Genomic DNA, 19,680 nt, shown 5'->3' with positions numbered 1-19,680 from the left:
GTGGCCGACGGGGTCACGCGGCCCAGCTACCCCTCGGGAAGGCCATGCTGAACAAGTACGCGCGTGCCTTTTTCACGCGTGTCCTCACGCCGTTCGCCGCACTGCTCCTCCGTCTCGGCGTGAGCCCGGACGCGGTCACCCTGATCGGTACGGCCGGGGTGATGGCCGGTGCGCTGGTCTTCTTCCCGATGGGCGAGTTCTTCTGGGGCACGATCGTCATCACGGTCTTCGTGTTCTCCGACCTCGTCGACGGGAACATGGCGCGCCAGGCGGGCATCTCCAGCCGGTGGGGCGCGTTTCTGGACTCCACGCTCGACCGGGTCGCCGACGGCGCGATCTTCGGCGGCTTCGCCCTCTGGTACGCGGGCAGCGGCGACGACAACATCCTGTGCGCGGTGGCGATCTTCTGCCTGGCGAGCGGTCAGGTGGTCTCGTACACCAAGGCGCGCGGTGAGTCGATCGGGCTGCCGGTGGCGGTCAACGGGCTCGTGGAGCGTGCCGAGCGCCTGGTGATCTCGCTGGTGGCGGCCGGTCTGGCGGGTCTGCACAAGTTCGGGGTGCCGGGCATCCAGGTGCTGCTGCCGATCGCCCTGTGGATCGTCGCCGTGGGCAGCCTGGTGACGCTGATCCAGCGGGTCGTCACCGTGCGCCGTGAGGCGGCGGAGGCGGACGCGGCGGACGCGGACGGGCAGTGAGCGGCGCCGACGCGCGGCCCGGCGCGAGGGAGCGGCTGAGCGACGCGCTGTACGGGCTGGGGTGGACGGCGGTCAAGACGCTGCCCGAACCGGCCGCCCGGGCCCTGTTCCGCACCCTCGCCGACCAGGTGTGGAAGCGGCGCGGCAAGAGCGTGCTGCGCCTTGAGGCCAACCTGAAGCGGGTCGTGCCGGACGCCGATCCGGACCGGCTGGCCGCCCTCTCGCGGGCCGGCATGCGTTCGTACATGCGCTACTGGATGGAGTCGTTCCGGCTGCCGACCTGGAGCCCGGAGCGGATCAAGGCGTCGATCGACGTCACGGACGCGCACCGGCTGACGGACGGCCTGGACTCGGGGCGCGGGGTGATCCTCGCCCTGCCGCATCTGGGGAACTGGGACCTGGCCGGGGCGTGGGTCACCACGGACCTGAAGGTGCCGTTCACCACGGTCGCCGAGCGGCTGAAGCCGGAATCGCTGTACGACCGGTTCGTCGCCTACCGCGAGGGCCTGGGCATGGAGGTGCTGCCGCACACCGGCGGCGCCGCGTTCGGGACGCTGGCCCGGCGGCTGCGGTCGGGCGGTCTGGTCTGCCTGGTCGCCGACCGCGATCTGTCCGCGTCGGGCATCGAGGTCTCGTTCTTCGGCGATACGGCCCGGATGCCGGCCGGGCCCGCGCTGCTGGCCCAGCAGACCGGCGCGCTGCTGCTGCCGGTGACGCTCTCGTACGACGACACGCCGGTGATGAAGGCGCGGATCCATCCGCCGGTCGAGGTGCCGGAGACAGGTGACCGGGCCGGGAAGACGTCTCTGATGACACAGGCCCTGGCCGACGCGTTCGCCGTGGGCATCGCCGAGCACCCGGAGGACTGGCACATGCTGCAACGGCTCTGGCTCGCCGACCTCGAACCTTACGGAGACCGGAGCGGAGACCCGACGTGAAGATCGGCATCGTCTGCCCGTACTCCTGGGACGTTCCGGGCGGTGTGCAGTTCCACATCCGCGACCTGGCCGAGCATCTGATCCGGCTCGGCCACGAGGTGTCCGTGCTGGCCCCGGCCGACGACGAGACGCCGCTGCCGCCGTACGTGGTCTCCGCGGGCCGGGCCGTGCCGGTGCCGTACAACGGCTCGGTGGCCCGGCTGAACTTCGGGTTCCTGTCGGCGGCGCGGGTGCGGCGCTGGCTGCACGAGGGCACGTTCGACGTCATCCACATCCACGAGCCGACCTCGCCGTCGCTGGGGCTGCTGACCTGCTGGGCGGCGCAGGGCCCGATCGTCGCCACGTTCCACACGTCCAACCCGCGGTCCCGGGCGATGATCGCCGCGTACGCGATCCTGCAGGCGGCGCTGGAGAAGATCAGCGCGCGGATCGCGGTCAGCGAGTACGCCCGCCGGACCCTGGTCGAGCACCTGGGCGGCGACGCGGTGGTCATCCCGAACGGGGTGGACGTCGACTTCTTCGCGCGGGCCGAGCCCCGGCCCGAGTGGCAGGGCGGCACGATCGGCTTCATCGGCCGCATCGACGAGCCCCGCAAGGGCCTGCCCGTGCTGATGCGCGCGCTGCCCGCGATCCTCGCGGCCCGCCCGGAGACCCGGCTGCTGGTGGCCGGCCGGGGCGACGAGGAGGAGGCCGTCGCCTCGCTGCCCGTGGAGATGCGCTCACGCGTGGAGTTCCTCGGGATGGTGAGCGACGAGGACAAGGCGCGGCTGCTGCGCAGCGTCGATCTGTACGTGGCGCCCAACACCGGGGGCGAGAGTTTCGGGATCATCCTGGTCGAGGCCATGTCGGCGGGCGCGCCGGTCCTCGCCAGCGACCTGGACGCGTTCGCGCAGGTCCTGGACCAGGGCGCGGCGGGCGAGCTGTTCGCCAACGAGAACGCGGACGCGCTGGCCGGGGCGGCGATCCGGCTGCTGGGCGACCCGGAGCGGCGAGCGGGGCTGCGCGAGCGGGGGAGCGCCCATGTGCGGCGCTTCGACTGGTCGACGGTCGGGGCGGACATCCTCGCGGTGTACGAGACGGTGACGGACGGCGCCGCCTCGGTCGCGGCCGACGAACGCACGGGGCTGCGGGCCCGGTTCGGACTGGCACGGGAGTAACCGGCCGGGGGCCTCGCCCCGGTAGCCTTGCCGCCCGTGACCGTAACCCTCATCATCTGGGCCGTCGTGGTGCTCGTCGCGATCGGCCTGTACCTCAGCTGGACCGCCGGCCGTCTCGACCGGCTGCACGCCCGCATCGACGCGGCCCGGGCCGCCCTCGACGCGCAACTGCTGCGCCGGGCCTCGGTCACCCAGGAGCTCGCCACCTCCGGCGTCCTCGACCCGGCCGCGTCCATCGTGCTGTACGAGGCCGCGCACGCCGCGAGGCAGTCGCCCGAGGACCACCGCGAGGTCGCCGAGAGCGAGCTGAGCACCGCCTTGCGCGCGGTGTTCGGTGAGAGTGCGCAGGTGGAGGCGGTACGGGAGATCCCCGGGGGTCAGGAGGCGGCGTCCGAGCTGGCGGCCGCGGTGCGGCGGGTGCCGATGGCGCGCCGCTTCCACAACGACGCGGTCCGGGCGGCGCGGGCGCTGCGCCGGCACCGTACGGTGCGGTGGTTCCGGCTGGCGGGGCACGCGCCGTTCCCGCTGGCGTTCGAGATGGACGACGAGCCGCCGGTGGCCCTGGCGGACCGGCCGGGCACCTGACGGACAGTGCCCCGTTCCCGTACGCGGGGGCCTGGGCGAAAACGATCCACCGGCCCCATATTGGCCCTTGCTGTGGACTGGTGCGGGGGCGTTTGCTCGGGACTGCGCCATTCGGCGCGTCCGCATCCGCTCCCCCCAGTGAGGTCAGTCGTGTCCACGCTTCCCAGCACCCCGCAGTCCGCCGACGCCCCGGCCACCGGCACCGCCCGCGTCAAGCGCGGCATGGCCGAGCAGCTCAAGGGCGGCGTGATCATGGACGTCGTCAACGCCGAGCAGGCGAAGATCGCCGAGGACGCGGGCGCCGTGGCCGTCATGGCCCTGGAGCGGGTGCCGGCCGACATCCGCAAGGACGGCGGCGTGGCCCGGATGTCCGACCCGAACATGATCGAGGAGATCATCGAGTCGGTGTCCATCCCGGTGATGGCCAAGTCCCGCATCGGCCACTTCGTGGAGGCGCAGGTCCTCCAGTCCCTCGGCGTCGACTACATCGACGAGTCGGAGGTCCTGACCCCGGCGGACGAGGTCAACCACAGCGACAAGTTCGCCTTCACCACCCCGTTCGTCTGCGGCGCCACCAACCTGGGCGAGGCGCTGCGCCGTATCGCCGAGGGCGCGGCCATGATCCGCTCCAAGGGCGAGGCGGGCACGGGCAACGTGGTCGAGGCCGTCCGCCACCTGCGCCAGATCAAGAACGAGATCGCCCGGCTGCGCGGCTACGACAACAACGAGCTGTACGCCGCCGCCAAGGACCTGCGCGCCCCCTACGAGCTGGTCAAGGAGGTCGCGGAGCTGGGCAAGCTGCCCGTCGTCCTGTTCTCCGCGGGCGGCGTCGCCACCCCGGCCGACGCGGCCCTGATGCGCCAGCTCGGCGCCGAGGGCGTCTTCGTCGGCTCCGGGATCTTCAAGTCCGGCGACCCGGCCAAGCGCGCCGCCGCCATCGTGAAGGCCACCACCTTCTACGACGACCCGAAGATCATCGCGGACGCCTCCCGGAACCTGGGCGAGGCCATGGTCGGCATCAACTGCGACACGCTGCCCGAGGCCGAGCGCTACGCCAACCGCGGCTGGTAGTCACCGATGAACGACACCCCTGTGATCGGAGTCCTGGCCCTCCAGGGCGACGTACGGGAACACCTGATCGCCCTGGCCTCGGCGGACGCCCTGGCCAGGCCGGTCCGGCGTCCCGAGGAACTGGCCGAGGTGGACGGCCTGGTCCTGCCCGGCGGCGAGTCCACCACCATGTCCAAGCTGGCCGCCCTGTTCGGCATGCTGGAACCCCTGCGGGAGCGGATCGCGGCCGGGATGCCGGTCTACGGCACGTGCGCCGGGATGATCCTGCTCGCCGACAAGATCCTCGACCCCCGGTCCGGCCAGGAGACGCTGGGCGGCATCGACATGATCGTGCGCCGTAACGCTTTCGGGCGGCAGAACGAGTCCTTCGAGGCCGCCGTCGAGGTCGCCGGGATCGGCGGCGGACCGGTGGAGGGCGTCTTCATCCGGGCCCCCTGGGTCGAGTCGGTGGGCGCCGGGGCGAAGGTGATCGCGGAGCACGGCGGCCACATCGTGGCCGTACGGCAGCAAAACGCCCTCGCCACGTCATTCCACCCGGAACTGACCGGGGACCACCGCCTCCACGCGTACTTCACCGAGATGGTGCGCGCGGCCGGGTGACTCGATCCCGGTAGGATCTCTCGGGTTCGTACGGAATTTGGTGACGCGAAGGAGAAGGCAGATGTCCGGCCACTCTAAATGGGCTACGACGAAGCACAAGAAGGCCGTGATTGACGCCAAGCGCGGCAAGCTCTTCGCGAAGCTGATCAAGAACATCGAGGTCGCGGCCCGCACCGGTGGTGTGGACCCCGAGGGCAACCCGACCCTCGTGGACGCGATCCAGAAGGCCAAGAAGAGTTCGGTCCCGAACAAGAACATCGACTCCGCGGTCAAGCGCGGTGGCGGTCTCGAAGCGGGCGGCGTCGACTACCAGACGATCATGTACGAGGGTTACGGCCCCAACGGTGTCGCGGTGCTCATCGAGTGCCTCACCGACAACCGCAACCGTGCCGCGTCCGACGTCCGGGTCGCCATGACCCGCAACGGCGGCTCGATGGCCGACCCGGGTTCCGTCTCGTACCTCTTCAACCGCAAGGGCGTCGTCATCGTCCCCAAGGGCGAGCTGACCGAGGACGACGTGCTCGGTGCCGTCCTCGAAGCGGGCGCCGAGGAGGTCAACGACCTCGGCGACAGCTACCAGGTCGTCAGCGAGGCCACCGACATGGTCGGGGTGCGCACCGCGCTCCAGGAGGCGGGCATCGACTACGACTCGGCCGAGGCCGACTTCCTGCCCACCATGCAGGTCGACCTGGACGAGGAGGGCGCCCGCAAGATCTTCAAGCTGATCGACGCGCTGGAGGACAGCGACGACGTGCAGAACGTCTTCGCCAACTTCGACGTCAGCGACGAGGTCATGGCGAAGGTCGACGCCTGAGTCGCCTGTGACACAGCCGTTCCCGACGGGCCGGCGGGGGACACACCCCGCCGGCCCGCCGCATTGTCGGTGCCGACCGATAGCCTGCTGAAACAGTGGAACAGTTGACCGATCGGCAGGGAGGGGCGACCGTGCGCGTGCTCGGCGTGGACCCGGGACTGACCCGGTGCGGGGTCGGCGTGGTCGAGGGCGTCGCGGGCCGCCCGCTCACCATGCTCGGCGTGGGCGTCGTGCGCACCCCGGCCGACGCGGAGCTCGGCCACCGCCTGGTGGCCGTCGAGCGCGGCATCGAGGAATGGCTGGACGAGCACCGCCCCGACTGCGTCGCCGTCGAGCGGGTCTTCGCCCAGCACAACGTGCGCACGGTCATGGGCACCGCCCAGGCCAGCGCGATCGCCATGCTCTGCGCCGCCCGGCGCGGCCTCCCCGTCGCCCTGCACACGCCCAGCGAGGTCAAGGCCGCCGTCTCGGGCAGCGGACGCGCCGACAAGGCGCAGGTGGGAGCCATGGTGACCCGGCTCCTACGGCTGGACGCCCCGCCCAGGCCGGCCGACGCCGCGGACGCCCTGGCGCTCGCCATCTGCCACATCTGGCGAGCCCCCGCCCTCAACCGCCTCCAGCAGGCGCACGCGGCGGCCGCCGCCCGCACCCCGCGCGTCCCGCGCACCGCAGCCGCACCCGTCCGGAAGGTCCCCCGATGATCGCCTTCGTCACCGGCCCCGTCGCCGCGCTCGCCCCGACCACGGCCGTCATCGAGGTCGGCGGCATCGGCATGGCCGTGCAGTGCGCGCCCAACACCCTGGCCGCCCTGCGCGTCGGCCAGGAGGCCAGGCTCGCCACCTCACTCGTCGTCCGCGAGGACTCGCTGACCCTCTACGGCTTCGCCGACGACGACGAGCGGCAGGTCTTCGAGCTGCTCCAGACCGCCAGCGGCGTCGGCCCCCGGCTCGCCCAGGCCATGCTGGCCACGCACACCCCGGACGCCCTGCGGCTCGCCGTGGCCACCGGTGACGAGAAGGCGCTCACCGCCGTCTCCGGCATCGGCAAGAAGGGCGCTCAGAAGCTCCTGCTGGAACTGAAGGACCGGCTCGGCGAACCGATCGGCACCCACGCCCCCGGCCAGGGCATCGGCACCGCCGTCTCCGCCTCCTGGCGCGACCAGCTCCAGGCCGCCCTGATCGGCCTCGGCTACGCCACCCGCGAGGCCGACGAGGCGGTCGCCGCCGTCGCGCCCCAGGCCGAGGAAGCCCTCGCCGCCGGGGGCCGGGCGCCCGTGCCGCAGCTGCTGCGCGCCGCCCTGCAGACCCTCAACCGGGCGCGCTGAGCGGCGCGGGCCACCCTTCACACCCGGCCGGGCACCTGCGGCGGGGCACCGAGACATCCGAGGCGGGACAGGACGAAATGAACTGGGACGACACCGGAGCCGGCATGGACGACCGGCTCGACGAGCGGCTGGTCGACGCCGGCGCGGACGGCGACGACACCGCGGTCGAGGCCGCGCTGCGCCCCAAGGACCTGGACGAGTTCGTCGGCCAGGAGAAGGTCCGCGAACAGCTCGACCTGGTCCTCAAGGCCGCCCGCGCCCGCGGCGCCACCGCCGACCACGTCCTGCTCTCCGGCGCGCCCGGCCTCGGCAAGACCACCCTCTCCATGATCATCGCGGCGGAGATGAACGCCCCGATCCGGATCACCTCGGGACCGGCCATCCAGCACGCCGGCGACCTCGCGGCGATCCTCTCCTCGCTCCAGGAGGGCGAGGTGCTGTTCCTGGACGAGATCCACCGCATGTCCCGGCCCGCCGAGGAGATGCTGTACATGGCCATGGAGGACTTCCGGGTCGACGTCATCGTCGGCAAGGGCCCCGGCGCCACCGCGATCCCGCTGGAGCTGCCCCCCTTCACGCTGGTCGGCGCCACCACCCGGGCCGGGCTGCTGCCGCCCCCGCTGCGCGACCGCTTCGGCTTCACCGGGCACATGGAGTTCTACGCCCCCGTCGAACTGGAACGGGTGATCCACCGCTCCGCCCGCCTGCTCGACGTCGAACTGGACGCCGAGGGCGCGGCCGAGATCGCGGGGCGCTCCCGGGGCACGCCCCGTATCGCGAACCGGCTGCTGCGCCGCGTGCGGGACTACGCCCAGGTCAAGGCCGACGGCCGGATCGACCGGGAGATCGCGTCGGCGGCCCTCGGGGTGTACGAGGTGGACGCCCGGGGACTGGACCGGCTGGACCGGGCGGTGCTCGGGGCGCTGCTCAAGCTGTTCGGCGGGGGTCCGGTGGGCCTGTCCACGCTCGCGGTCGCCGTGGGGGAGGAGCGCGAGACGGTCGAGGAGGTGGCCGAGCCCTTCCTCGTACGGGAAGGACTGCTGGCCAGGACGCCGCGCGGACGGGTCGCCACCCCGGCTGCCTGGGCCCACCTGGGACTGGTTCCTCCGCAGCACGGCGTAACGGGACAACAGGGCCTGTTCGGGGCGTGATGGGTCACAGGTTGACCGGAAGCGGAACCCCGGTGCCATGCTGGGCGTTGTTCCATCGATGCGGACTCGCTTAGACTCCGCCGATGCCGCCCGTAAAGGGTCGGTGTACCCACCCCCGTAGACCAGGCCGTTCTCCAGTGCGGTCGTGCGAAGGAAATTCGTCCCGTGAATCCCGTGACTCTCCTCCCCTTCATCGTGCTCATCGGGGCCATGTTCCTGATGACGCGGTCCGCCAAGAAGAAGCAGGCGGCGGCTGCGGCCATGCGCAATGACATGCAGCCCGGCACCGGCGTCCGCACGATCGGGGGCATGTACGCCACCGTCAAGGAGCTTCACGACGACACGGTCCTCCTCGAGGTCGCGCCCGGCGTCCACGCCGTGTACGCGAAGAACGCGATCGGCGCAGTCCTGGACGACGCGGAGTACAACCGCATCGTCCACGGCGACACCCCGGAGCTCGACGTCGACGCCCCGGTCGTGCCCGACGACGCCTCCTCGCTGACCGAGGCCGACGACGCCAAGACCGACCTGGTCAAGAAGACCGACTCGGACGACGACGCCGAGGCCGCGGACGACAAGAAGTCCGACGGCAAGGCCGACGGCGAGGCCGACGCGAAGTAGCACACCGCGACCCGGGGATGCCGTGAGCCCACAGGCGTCCGGCACCCCGGTGTGTGCGTGCCTTCGCGGGGGCGGGCCCCCACTAAACTTCGTGGCCGCTTGGGCGCATACCCGGCGCGGGGCGGTTGGACAGGGAGAAACGACAAGGTGGCAGCACCGAAGAAGGGCCGAGGCGCGGCCGGCGGACAGGGGAACCCAGGGCGTTCCCTGGCGCTGATCCTGATCGCCATGGTCGCCCTCACGGGCGGGATGTTCCTGGCCGACCAGCCGACGCCGCGACTCGGCATCGACCTGGCCGGCGGTACCTCCATCACGCTGGAGGCCAAGGCCGAGCCGGGCCAGGAAAAGGCCATCAACAAGACCAACATGGACACCGCGGTCGACATCATGAACCGCCGCGTCAACGGTCTTGGGGTCAGCGAGGCCGAGGTCCAGACCCAGGGCGAACGCAACATCATCGTCAACATCCCCAAGGGCACGAACTCCGCCGAGGCCAGGGCGCAGGTCGGCACCACGGCCAAGCTGTACTTCCGGCCCGTGCTGACCGTCGCCCAGGGCACGCCCACCCCGGACCCCAGCGCCTCGCCCTCCGGCAAGGCCAGCGCCTCGCCCTCGCCCAAGGCGTCCGCCTCCGAGAAGGCGACGGACGGCGACAAGGCCGCCAGCCCCTCGTCCAAGCCGTCCGCGTCCGCCACCACCCAGGGCCGCGCGGTCACCGGCGCCCTGAAGGCCGACGCCTCGCCCTCGCCGAAGGCCAGCGCCACGCCCAAGGCCAGTGAGTCCGCGTCCGCCGAGGACCAGGCCGCCGCCGCCAAGCTCCAGAAGCAGTTCGAGTCGCTCGACTGCTCCAGCAAGGCGTCCCGCTCCAAGGCCGCCCAGGGCAGCAAGGCCGGCGACACGGTCGTGGCGTGCAGCCAGGAAGGCGACGCCAAGTACGTGCTCGGCCCGGCCGAGGTGTCCGGCACCGAGGTCGACAGCGCCAAGGCCGCCTTCGACCAGCAGCGCGGCATGTGGATCGTCCAGATGGAGTTCTCCGGCAAGGGCTCCAAGCAGTTCCAGACGATCACCAAGAAGCTCTCCACGCAGCAGGAGCCGCAGAACCAGTTCGCCATCGCGCTGGACGGCGAGGTCGTCTCCGCCCCCCGGGTCAGCGAGCAACTGAGCGGCAGCGCCGAGATCTCCGGCAGCTTCAACCAGGACAGCGCCGAGGCCCTGGCCAACCAGCTCTCCTACGGTGCGCTCCCGCTCTCCTTCAAGGAGCAGAGCGTCACCACCGTCACCGCCGCGCTCGGTGGCGAGCAGCTGAAGGCCGGGCTCATCGCCGGCGCCATCGGCCTCGCCCTCGTGGTCGTCTACCTGGTGGCCTACTACCGCGGTCTGGCGTTCATCGCCCTGCTCAGCCTCCTGGTCTCCGGCATCCTCAGCTACACGATCATGTCGCTGCTCGGCCCGGCCATCGGCTTCGCGCTGAACCTGCCCGCCGTCTGCGGTGCCATCGTGGCCATCGGTATCACCGCCGACTCGTTCATCGTGTACTTCGAACGCGTACGGGACGAGATCCGCGAGGGCCGTACGCTGCGCCCCGCCGTGGAACGCGGCTGGCCGCGCGCCCGGCGCACGATCCTGGTCTCCGACTTCGTCTCGTTCCTCGCCGCCGCCGTGCTCTTCGTGGTGACCGTCGGCAAGGTCCAGGGCTTCGCCTTCACGCTGGGTCTCACCACCCTGCTCGACGTCGTCGTGGTGTTCTTCTTCACCAAGCCGCTCATGACGATCATGGCCCGCAAGAAGTTCTTCGCCGGCGGCCACCCGTGGTCCGGTCTGGACCCGAAGCGCCTCGGCGCCAAGCCGCCGCTGCGCCGCTCCCGCCGTGTCAACGCCCCCACCGAACCGAAGGAGGCGTGAGATGTCGCGACTCGGGAATCTCGGCGCCCGTCTCTACCGAGGCGAGGTCGGCTACGACTTCATCGGCAAGCGCAAGATCTGGTACGGCGTCTCCGTCCTGATCACCATCACGGCCATCCTCGGTCTGGTGGTCAGCGGCCTGAACATGGGCATCGAGTTCAAGGGCGGTGCCGTCTTCACCACCCCGAAGACGAGCGTGTCCGTCTCCGAGGCGGAGGACCTGGCTTCGGACGCCTCCGGCCACCAGGCCATCGTCCAGAAGCTCGGCAACGGCGGTCTGCGCATCCAGATCACCGAGGTCGACACCAACAAGTCCGACGAGATCCAGGACAAGCTCGCCCAGGACCTCGACGTCCCGCGCGAGAAGATCGCGGCCGACCTCGTCGGTCCCAGCTGGGGCGAGCAGATCGCCAACAAGGCCTGGACCGGCCTCGGCGTCTTCATGATCCTGGTCGTCATCTACCTGGCCATCGCCTTCGAGTGGCGGATGGCGGTGGCGGCCCTCGTCGCGCTGATCCACGACATCACCATCACGGTCGGTGTCTACGCCCTGGTCGGCTTCGAGGTCACCCCCGGCACCGTGATCGGTCTGCTGACCATCCTCGGTTACTCCCTCTACGACACGGTCGTCGTCTTCGACAGCCTCAAGGAGGGCACGAAGGGGATCACCAAGCAGACCCGGTGGACGTACAGCGACGTCGCCAACCGCTCCATCAACAGCACGCTGGTCCGTTCGATCAACACCACCGTCGTCGCCCTGCTGCCGGTCGCCGGTCTGTTGTTCATCGGCGGCGGTGTCCTCGGCGCCGGCATGCTGAACGACATCTCGCTCGCCCTCTTCGTCGGCCTCGCGGCCGGTGCGTACTCGTCGATCTTCATCGCCACCCCTCTGGTCGCCGACCTCAAGGAACGCGAGCCGCAGATGAAGGCCCTGAAGAAGCGGGTCCTCGCCAAGCGCGCGGCCGCCGCCGCCAAGGGCGAGGCCACCGAGGCCGAGCAGGCCGAGCTGGACGGGGCCGACCACGAGGACGCCGCCCACGCCGGTGCGGTCGTCGGTCAGCGCCGGGAGCCCAGGGGCCACGGCCGCACCCCGGGGAAGCACTGATGACCAGCACCACCGAAAGCACCAGGGAACTCCTGCTCAGCCGCATCCGTGACGTGGCGGACTACCCGAAGCCGGGCGTGATGTTCAAGGACATCACCCCGCTGCTCGCGGACCCGGTCGCCTTCACGGCCCTCACCGACGCCCTCGCGGAACTGTGCCTCCGGCACGGCGCCACGAAGATCGTCGGCCTGGAGGCCCGCGGCTTCATCCTGGCCGCGCCCGTCGCGGTCCGGGCCGGCCTCGGCTTCGTACCGGTCCGCAAGGCCGGGAAGCTGCCGGGGGCCACGCTCAGCCAGGCGTACGAGCTGGAGTACGGCACCGCCGAGATCGAGATCCACGCGGAGGACCTGTCCGCCGACGACCGGATCATGGTCATCGACGACGTACTCGCCACCGGAGGCACCGCCGACGCGTCCCTGGAGCTCATCCGCCGGGCCGGCGCCCAGGTCGCCGGGGTCGCCGTCCTCATGGAGCTCGGCTTCCTGGACGGGAGGGCCCGCCTGGCCGACAGCCTGCGCGGGGCCCCGCTGGAGGCCCTGATCACGGTCTGAGGACCTGCCGCACCGCCACCGACGGGCACCCGGGAACAACCGGGTGCCCGTCGGCGTTGTGGGGGCTCTCACGGTCCCCGGGGGAGGACCGGCCGCCGGGTCGTTACGATGGCCCTTCCGGGTGTGTCCGGATCCGCACGAGGAGCGCTCTTGCCAGACGAGGCCCAGCCAGTCGCCGCCCCGCAGCCCGACAAGCCAGGGGCGGCCTCCGCCACGCCCGCGAAGCAGCAGCCCGCGGAGAAGCCGAAGCCTCCGGCGCCCCAGCCCGGCACGGGCCCGGCGTCCGCCGAGGCGAACGGCCCCGCGCCCGCTTCGCCCGCCCAGCCGGCCGCGCCCGCCCCGACCGCGCCCAAGCCCCCCGCGAAACCCGCCGCCGGGTCCACCTCGCCCACCGGCCCCGCCTCCCGCTCCGGCGGCTCCTCCAACCGCGTCCGGGCCCGCCTCGCCCGCCTCGGCGTGCAGCGCTCCAGCCCGTACAACCCGGTCCTCGAACCGCTGCTGCGGATCGTGCGCGGCAACGACGCCAAGACCGAGACCGCCACGCTGCGCCAGATCGAGCGCGCCTACCAGGTCGCCGAGCGCTGGCACCGCGGCCAGAAGCGCAAGAGCGGCGACCCGTACATCACGCACCCGCTCGCCGTCACCACGATCCTCGCCGAGCTGGGCATGGACCCGGCCACCCTGATGGCCGGGCTGCTGCACGACACGGTCGAGGACACCGAGTACGGTCTGGACACCCTGCGCCGCGACTTCGGCGACCAGGTCGCCCTGCTGGTCGACGGCGTCACCAAGCTCGACAAGGTCAAGTTCGGCGAGGCCGCGCAGGCCGAGACCGTGCGCAAGATGGTCGTCGCGATGGCCAAGGACCCGCGCGTCCTGGTCATCAAGCTCGCCGACCGGCTGCACAACATGCGCACCATGCGGTACCTCAAGCGGGAGAAGCAGGAGAAGAAGGCCCGCGAAACGCTGGAGATCTACGCCCCGCTCGCCCACCGCCTGGGCATGAACACCATCAAGTGGGAGCTGGAGGACCTCGCCTTCGCGATCCTCTACCCCAAGATGTACGACGAGATCGTGCGGCTGGTGGCGGAGCGCGCGCCCAAGCGCGACGAATACCTCGCCGTCGTCACCGACGAGGTCCAGGCGGACCTGCGCGCCGCCCGCATCAAGGCCACCGTCACCGGACGGCCCAAGCACTACTACAGCGTCTACCAGAAGATGATCGTGCGGGGCCGCGACTTCGCCGAGATCTACGACTTGGTCGGTATCCGGGTCCTCGTGGACACCGTCCGCGACTGCTACGCGGCGCTCGGCACCGTGCACGCGCGATGGAATCCGGTCCCCGGCCGGTTCAAGGACTACATCGCTATGCCCAAGTTCAACATGTACCAGTCACTGCACACCACGGTGATCGGCCCCAGCGGCAAGCCCGTCGAGCTCCAGATCCGTACGTTCGACATGCACCGCCGCGCCGAGTACGGCATCGCCGCCCACTGGAAGTACAAGCAGGAGGCCGTCGCGGGCGCCTCCAAGGTGCGCACCGACGTCCCCAAGAACAGCGGGCGCGGCCAGGACACGGTCAACGACATGGCGTGGCTCCGCCAACTCCTTGACTGGCAGAAGGAGACCGAGGACCCCAGCGAGTTCCTGGAGTCGCTGCGCTTCGACCTCTCGCGCAACGAGGTCTTCGTCTTCACGCCCAAGGGCGACGTCATAGCGCTGCCGGCCGGGGCCACCCCGGTCGACTTCGCCTACGCCGTCCACACGGAGGTCGGCCACCGCACGATAGGAGCACGGGTCAACGGCAGGCTCGTGCCGCTGGAGTCCACGCTCGACAATGGCGACCTCGTGGAGGTCTTCACCTCGAAGGCGGCCGGTGCCGGGCCCTCCCGCGACTGGCTGGGCTTCGTCAAGTCGCCCCGGGCCCGCAACAAGATCCGCGCCTGGTTCTCCAAGGAGCGCCGCGACGAGGCGATCGAGCAGGGCAAGGACGCCATCGCGCGGGCCATGCGCAAGCAGAACCTGCCGATCCAGCGCATCCTGACCGGCGACTCGCTGGTCACGCTGGCGCACGAGATGCGCTACCCCGACATCTCGTCCCTGTACGCCGCGATCGGCGAAGGCCACGTCGCCGCCGCGGGCGTCGTGCAGAAGCTGGTCCAGGCCCTCGGCGGCGAGGACGCGGCCAACGAGGACCTGGAGGAGAGCACCCCGCCCTCCCGCAGCCGCGCCAAGCGCCGCTCCAACGCCGACCCCGGGGTCGTCGTCAAGGGCGTCGACGACGTCTGGGTCAAACTCGCCCGCTGCTGTACGCCCGTGCCCGGCGACCCCATCATCGGCTTCGTCACCCGGGGCAGCGGCGTCTCCGTGCACCGCGCCGACTGCGTGAACGTCGACTCGCTCTCCCAGCAGCCGGAACGGATCCTGGACGTCGAGTGGGCGCCCACCCAGTCCTCGGTCTTCCTGGTCGCCATCCAGGTCGAGGCGCTGGACCGGTCCCGGCTCCTGTCGGACGTCACCCGGGTCCTCTCGGACCAGCACGTCAACATCCTGTCCGCCGCCGTCCAGACGTCCCGGGACCGGGTCGCCACCTCGCGCTTCACCTTCGAGATGGGCGACCCGAAGCACCTCGGCCACGTCCTGAAGGCGGTACGGGGCGTGGAGGGCGTCTACGACGTCTACCGGGTGACCTCGGCACGCCGGCCGTAGTCACGCACACGAAGAGGGGCCCTTCCGCGCGAGCGCGGAAGGGCCCCTCTCACGAAGCACGGGAGGCGGTCAGCCGCCGAACTCCTCCAGGCCCTTGAGCGCCTGGTCGAGCAGGGCCTGGCGGCCCTCCAGCTCACGGGCCAGCTTGTCCGCACGGGCGTTGTTCCCCGAGGCGCGGGCGGTGTCGATCTGGCCCCGCAGCTTGTCCACGGCGGCCTGGAGCTGACCGGTCAGACCCGCGGCGCGGGCCCGCGCCTCCGGGTTCGTCCGGCGCCACTCGGCCTCCTCGGCCTCCTGGAGCGCCCGCTCCACCGCCTGCATCCGCCCTTCGACCTTCGGACGGGCGTCACGCGGCACGTGGCCGATGGCCTCCCAGCGCTCGTTGATGCCCCGGAACGCGGCCCTGGCCGCCTTCAGGTCCGTCACCGGCACCAGCTTCTCGGCCTCGTCGGCGAGCTCCTCCTTACTCTTGAGGTTCTCGCCCTGCTCCGCGTCGCGCTCCGCGAAGACCTCGCCACGGGCGGCGAAGAAGACGTCCTGGGCGCCGCGGAAACGGTTCCACAGTTCGTCCTCGGCCTCGCGCTGGGCGCGGCCCGCCGCCTTCCACTGGGTCATCAGGTCGCGGTAGCGGGCGGCCGTCGCCCCCCAGTCGGTCGACCCGGAGAGCGCCTCGGCCTCCACGACCAGCTTCTCCTTGACCTTGCGGGCCTCCTCGCGCTGGGCGTCCAGCGAGGCGAAGTGGGCCTTGCGGCGCTTGGAGAACGCCGAGCGGGCGTGCGAGAAGCGGTGCCACAGCTCGTCGTCGGACTTGCGGTCGAGCCTGGGCAGGCCCTTCCACGTGTCCACGAGGGCGCGCAGCCGCTCGCCCGCGGAGCGCCACTGCTCGCTCTGCGCCAGCTCCTCGGCCTCGGCGACCAGGGCCTCCTTGGCCTGCTTCGACTCGTCGGCCTGCTTCGCCTTCTGGGCCTTGCGCTCCTCGCGCCGCGAGTCGACCGTCGCGACGAGCGCGTCCAGGCGCTTGCGCAGCGCGTCCAGGTCGCCGACGGCGTGGTGCTCGTCGACCTGGGTACGCAGGTGCTCGATGGCGGTCGTCGCGTCCTTCGCGGACAGGTCGGTGGTCTTCACCCGCCGTTCGAGGAGGCCGATCTCGACCACAATGCCCTCGTACTTGCGCTCGAAGTAGGCCAGGGCCTCCGCCGGTGAACCGGCCTGCCACGATCCGACGACCTGCTCGCCGTCGGCTGTACGCACGTACACGGTGCCTGTCTCATCGACACGGCCCCACGGGTCGCTGCTCACAGCGCCTCCTCCACCTGATGCCCGTGAGGGGGTCACCCCCCTGGCATCGTCCACAGTTTCCTGGGGCGGGCACCGCCCGCCCTGCACGACGCCAATCTAGGCGACGGGCCACCCGGCTGTCCGCACTCAGCCCGGCTGGATTTATTCGGCGCCCGGCGGGCCCGCCCCCGGAATCACACCTTGTCGACGGTCAGCTTCGAGATGTTCACAGGCTTCTTCGGCGCACCGTCGGGGCCGCCGCCCTCGACGCCGGCCTTGCCGACGGTCTCGACGATCTTCAGCGACTTCTCGTCCATCGTGCCGAACGGCGTGTACGTGGGCGGCAGCTTGCTGTCCTTGTAGACCAGGAAGAACTGGCTGCCGCCCGTGTGCGGCTGGCCCGTGTTGGCCATCGCCACCGTGCCCGCCGGGTAGACCACGTCGCCGTTCGAGTCGGCCTTGCCCAGCGCCGTCAGGTTCTCGTCGGGGATCGTGTAACCCGGGCCGCCGCTGCTGTCGCCCTTGGGGTCGCCGCACTGCAGCACGAAGATGTTCTCGGTGGTCAGCCGGTGGCACTTGGTGCCGTCGAAGAACTTCTTGTCGGCCAGCGACTTGAAGGAGTTCGTCGTGTGCGGGGTCTTCGACGCGTCCATGGTGAACGCGATGTCCCCCTGGCTCGTCCTGATCGACATCGCGTACTCGGCCTTCTTGTCGATCTTCATCGCCGGCTCGGGCTTCGCCTCCTCCGTGGGGGAGGGCGACGCCTCGGCCGACGGGCTCTGGCTGGCCGCCGCGTCCGTCTTGTCCTTGTCGTCGTCCCCGCTGGTGGCGAGGTACGTCGCACCGCCGATGACCGCCACCACGGCGACGGCCGAGGTGATGGCGAGCGTCAGCCGCCTCGTCCGGCGCCGGGCGTCCTCCCGGCGCCGCTGCTGCCGCTCGTACTTCTCCCGGGCGAGCTGCCGCCGCCGCTGATCGCTGGTGACCACCGGGTGTTCTCCTTGTACGTCGTGTGTTCGGGCCTGGGTCGCCCCGTACCGTATATGGGTTAGCTGTGGAATGAGGAGCGCCGGTAGGCTCTGAACTGCTGTGACCTCGCGGTCGCTCTTCCGCGTAGGACGACGAATTAAGGACGATCGTGCTGATTGCCGGGTTCCCCGCCGGAGCCTGGGGGACCAACTGTTACCTGGTCGCCCCCGCCGCGGGTGAGGAGTGCGTGATCATCGACCCGGGCCACCAGGCCGCCGCCGGAGTCGAGGAAACGCTGAAGAAGCATCGGCTCAAGCCCGTCGCCGTCGTCCTCACGCACGGCCACATCGACCATGTCGCCTCGGTCGTTCCGGTGTGCGGCGCGCATGACGTCCCGGCCTGGATCCACCCCCAGGACCGCTACATGATGAGCGACCCGGAGAAGGCGCTCGGCCGCTCCATCGGGATGCCGCTCATGGGCGAGCTGACGGTGGGCGAGCCGGACGACGTCCAGGAGCTGACCGACGGCGCCCGCCTGAGCCTCGCGGGCATGGAGTTCGGCGTCTCGCACGCGCCCGGCCATACCAAGGGGTCGGTGACGTTCAGGATGCCCGAGACCCCGGAGGTCCCCCCGGTCCTCTTCTCGGGCGACCTGCTCTTCGCCGGCTCCGTCGGACGCACCGACCTGCCCGGCGGCGACCACGCCGAGCTCCTCGAGTCGCTGGCCCGCGTGTGCCTGCCGCTCGACGACTCGACCGTGGTGCTGTCCGGCCACGGCCCCCAGACGACCATCGGCCGCGAGCGCGCCACCAACCCGTTTCTGACCGGGATGCCCGGTGCGGACGCGCCCCGACGAGGAATGTGACGAGAGCGGAATCGTGAGCACCTTCAAGGCCCCCAAGGGCACGTACGACCTGACCCCGCCGGACTCCGCGAAGTACCTGGCGGTGCGCGAGGCGATCGCCGCCCCGCTGAAGAACTCCGGCTACGGCTACATCGAGACCCCCGGCTTCGAGGACGTGGCCCTCTTCTCCCGCGGCGTCGGCGAGTCCACCGACATCGTCACCAAGGAGATGTACACCCTCACCACCAAGGGCGGCTCCCAGCTCGCGCTGCGCCCCGAGGGCACCGCATCGGTGCTCCGCGCGGCCCTGGAGGCCAACCTCCACAAGCTGGGCAACCTGCCGGTCAAGCTCTGGTACTCCGGCTCGTACTACCGCTACGAGCGTCCGCAGAAGGGCCGCTACCGCCACTTCTCGCAGGTCGGGGCCGAGGCCATCGGCGCCGAGGACCCGGCGCTCGACGCCGAGCTGATCATCCTCGCCGACCAGGCGTACCGCGCGCTGGGCCTGCGCGAGTTCCGGATCCTGCTGAACTCACTGGGCGACAAGGAGTGCCGTCCCGTCTACCGCGACGCGCTCCAGGGCTTCCTGCGCGAGCTGGACCTGGACGAGGAGACCCGCCGGCGCATCGAGATCAACCCGCTGCGCGTCCTCGACGACAAGCGCCCCGAGGTGCAGAGGCAGCTGACCGGCGCCCCGGTGCTGCGCGACTTCCTGTGCGACGCGTGCAAGGCGTACCACGAGCAGGTCCGCGACCTGCTCAACGAGGCGGGCGTGATCTACGAGGACGACGAGAGGCTGGTGCGCGGCCTCGACTACTACACGCGCACCACCTTCGAGTTCGTGCACGACGGTCTCGGCTCGCAGTCCGCGGTGGGCGGCGGCGGCCGCTACGACGGGCTCTCCGAGATGATCGGCGGCCCGGCGCTCCCGTCGGTCGGCTGGGCGCTCGGCGTCGACCGCACGGTCCTCGCCCTGGAGGCCGAGGGCATCGAGCTGGACCTGCCCTCCACCACCAGCGTCTTCGCTGTCCCGCTCGGCGAGGAGGCGCGCCGGGTCCTGTTCGGCGTCGTCACCCAGCTGCGCCGGGAGGGCGTGGCCGCGGACTTCGCGTTCGGTGGCCGGGGGCTGAAGGGCGCCATGAAGAGCGCCAACCGCTCGGGCGCCCGGTTCACGATCGTGGCCGGCGAGCGCGACCTGGCCGAGGGCCACGTCCAGCTCAAGGACATGGAGTCCGGCGAACAGACGCCGGTCCCCGTCTCCGACGTGGTCGAGACGGTCCGCGCACGCCTGGCGTGAGAGACGGCGGGGGCGGGCGGCAATGGGCGGCGAGTACGGAGTGGAGATCGAGCACCACCACACCGACCA

The 19,680-nt window shown here is 71.1% G+C and carries 19 protein-coding genes; 17 read left to right on the top strand and 2 right to left on the bottom strand.

Annotation, left to right across the window (positions count from 1 at the left end; genetic code table 11):
* The first annotated feature begins 44 nt into the window (after positions 1 to 44).
* From pgsA to ACN6LM_RS14420, 15 genes are all read left to right on the top strand, one after another.
* Entirely contained in the window at positions 45 to 695 is a 651-nt protein-coding gene (gene pgsA / locus ACN6LM_RS14490) for a phosphatidylinositol phosphate synthase (protein ID WP_445065771.1), read from the top strand.
* Complete coding sequence (locus ACN6LM_RS14485) at positions 692 to 1,633, top strand: phosphatidylinositol mannoside acyltransferase (RefSeq protein ID WP_445065770.1); 942 nt, start codon at positions 692 to 694, stop codon at positions 1,631 to 1,633. Before pgsA ends, ACN6LM_RS14485 begins: the two co-directional genes overlap by 4 nt.
* Positions 1,630 to 2,790 (top strand): glycosyltransferase family 4 protein, encoded by a 1,161-nt coding sequence (locus ACN6LM_RS14480; RefSeq protein WP_445065769.1) that lies wholly within the window; start codon positions 1,630 to 1,632, stop codon positions 2,788 to 2,790. Before ACN6LM_RS14485 ends, ACN6LM_RS14480 begins: the two co-directional genes overlap by 4 nt.
* A 36-nt stretch (positions 2,791 to 2,826) precedes the next feature.
* Positions 2,827 to 3,375, top strand: a complete 549-nt coding sequence (locus ACN6LM_RS14475; protein ID WP_445065768.1) for a hypothetical protein — start codon at positions 2,827 to 2,829, stop codon at positions 3,373 to 3,375.
* Between the two features lie 150 nt (positions 3,376 to 3,525).
* Entirely contained in the window at positions 3,526 to 4,446 is a 921-nt protein-coding gene (gene pdxS, locus ACN6LM_RS14470; protein ID WP_018103870.1) for a pyridoxal 5'-phosphate synthase lyase subunit PdxS, read from the top strand.
* Between the two features lie 6 nt (positions 4,447 to 4,452).
* Positions 4,453 to 5,046 (top strand): pyridoxal 5'-phosphate synthase glutaminase subunit PdxT, encoded by a 594-nt coding sequence (gene pdxT, locus ACN6LM_RS14465; protein ID WP_445065767.1) that lies wholly within the window; start codon positions 4,453 to 4,455, stop codon positions 5,044 to 5,046.
* Positions 5,047 to 5,107: 61 nt separating this feature from the next.
* Entirely contained in the window at positions 5,108 to 5,860 is a 753-nt protein-coding gene (locus ACN6LM_RS14460; RefSeq protein WP_445065766.1) for a YebC/PmpR family DNA-binding transcriptional regulator, read from the top strand.
* A 131-nt stretch (positions 5,861 to 5,991) separates the two neighbouring features.
* A complete protein-coding gene (gene ruvC, locus ACN6LM_RS14455) occupies positions 5,992 to 6,561 on the top strand; it encodes a crossover junction endodeoxyribonuclease RuvC (RefSeq protein ID WP_445065816.1) in 570 nt (189 codons plus the stop codon).
* Positions 6,558 to 7,184: a Holliday junction branch migration protein RuvA gene (gene ruvA / locus ACN6LM_RS14450; protein WP_445065765.1), complete on the top strand. Its 627-nt coding sequence runs from the start codon at positions 6,558 to 6,560 to the stop codon at positions 7,182 to 7,184. Before ruvC ends, ruvA begins: the two co-directional genes overlap by 4 nt.
* A 77-nt stretch (positions 7,185 to 7,261) precedes the next feature.
* Positions 7,262 to 8,335, top strand: coding sequence for a Holliday junction branch migration DNA helicase RuvB (gene ruvB / locus ACN6LM_RS14445; RefSeq protein WP_445065764.1), 1,074 nt, complete (start codon positions 7,262 to 7,264; stop codon positions 8,333 to 8,335).
* Between the two features lie 165 nt (positions 8,336 to 8,500).
* Positions 8,501 to 8,956 carry a preprotein translocase subunit YajC gene (yajC, locus tag ACN6LM_RS14440; RefSeq protein WP_445065763.1) on the top strand — a complete coding sequence of 152 codons (456 nt, stop codon included), beginning with the start codon at positions 8,501 to 8,503 and terminating at the stop codon, positions 8,954 to 8,956.
* Positions 8,957 to 9,103: 147 nt separating this feature from the next.
* Entirely contained in the window at positions 9,104 to 10,858 is a 1,755-nt protein-coding gene (gene secD / locus ACN6LM_RS14435; RefSeq protein WP_445065762.1) for a protein translocase subunit SecD, read from the top strand.
* A 1-nt stretch (position 10,859) separates the two neighbouring features.
* Positions 10,860 to 11,963 (top strand): protein translocase subunit SecF, encoded by a 1,104-nt coding sequence (secF, locus tag ACN6LM_RS14430; protein WP_445065761.1) that lies wholly within the window; start codon positions 10,860 to 10,862, stop codon positions 11,961 to 11,963.
* A complete protein-coding gene (locus ACN6LM_RS14425) occupies positions 11,963 to 12,514 on the top strand; it encodes an adenine phosphoribosyltransferase (protein WP_143624522.1) in 552 nt (183 codons plus the stop codon). Before secF ends, ACN6LM_RS14425 begins: the two co-directional genes overlap by 1 nt.
* Before the next feature lie 150 nt (positions 12,515 to 12,664).
* Positions 12,665 to 15,223, top strand: a complete 2,559-nt coding sequence (locus tag ACN6LM_RS14420) for a RelA/SpoT family protein (RefSeq protein ID WP_445065760.1) — start codon at positions 12,665 to 12,667, stop codon at positions 15,221 to 15,223.
* A gap of 69 nt (positions 15,224 to 15,292) precedes the next feature.
* On the opposite strand, the gene ACN6LM_RS14415 is transcribed toward ACN6LM_RS14420, so the two are convergent.
* Positions 15,293 to 16,522, bottom strand: coding sequence for a DUF349 domain-containing protein (locus ACN6LM_RS14415; RefSeq protein WP_445065759.1), 1,230 nt, complete (start codon positions 16,520 to 16,522; stop codon positions 15,293 to 15,295).
* A 173-nt stretch (positions 16,523 to 16,695) separates the two neighbouring features.
* Entirely contained in the window at positions 16,696 to 17,490 is a 795-nt protein-coding gene (locus ACN6LM_RS14410) for a peptidylprolyl isomerase (protein WP_445065758.1), read from the bottom strand.
* Between the two features lie 149 nt (positions 17,491 to 17,639).
* On the opposite strand from ACN6LM_RS14410, the gene ACN6LM_RS14405 reads away from it, so the two are divergent.
* Positions 17,640 to 18,335 (top strand): MBL fold metallo-hydrolase, encoded by a 696-nt coding sequence (locus tag ACN6LM_RS14405; RefSeq protein ID WP_445065757.1) that lies wholly within the window; start codon positions 17,640 to 17,642, stop codon positions 18,333 to 18,335.
* A 13-nt stretch (positions 18,336 to 18,348) separates the two neighbouring features.
* Positions 18,349 to 19,611, top strand: a complete 1,263-nt coding sequence (gene hisS, locus ACN6LM_RS14400) for a histidine--tRNA ligase (RefSeq protein ID WP_445065756.1) — start codon at positions 18,349 to 18,351, stop codon at positions 19,609 to 19,611.
* Positions 19,612 to 19,680 lie beyond the last annotated feature (69 nt).

It is taken from the genome of Streptomyces sp. SAS_281, from assembly GCF_052542855.1.
The sequence above is the reverse complement of the archived record's forward strand: the minus strand, read 5'-3'. Positions and strand labels throughout refer to the sequence as shown.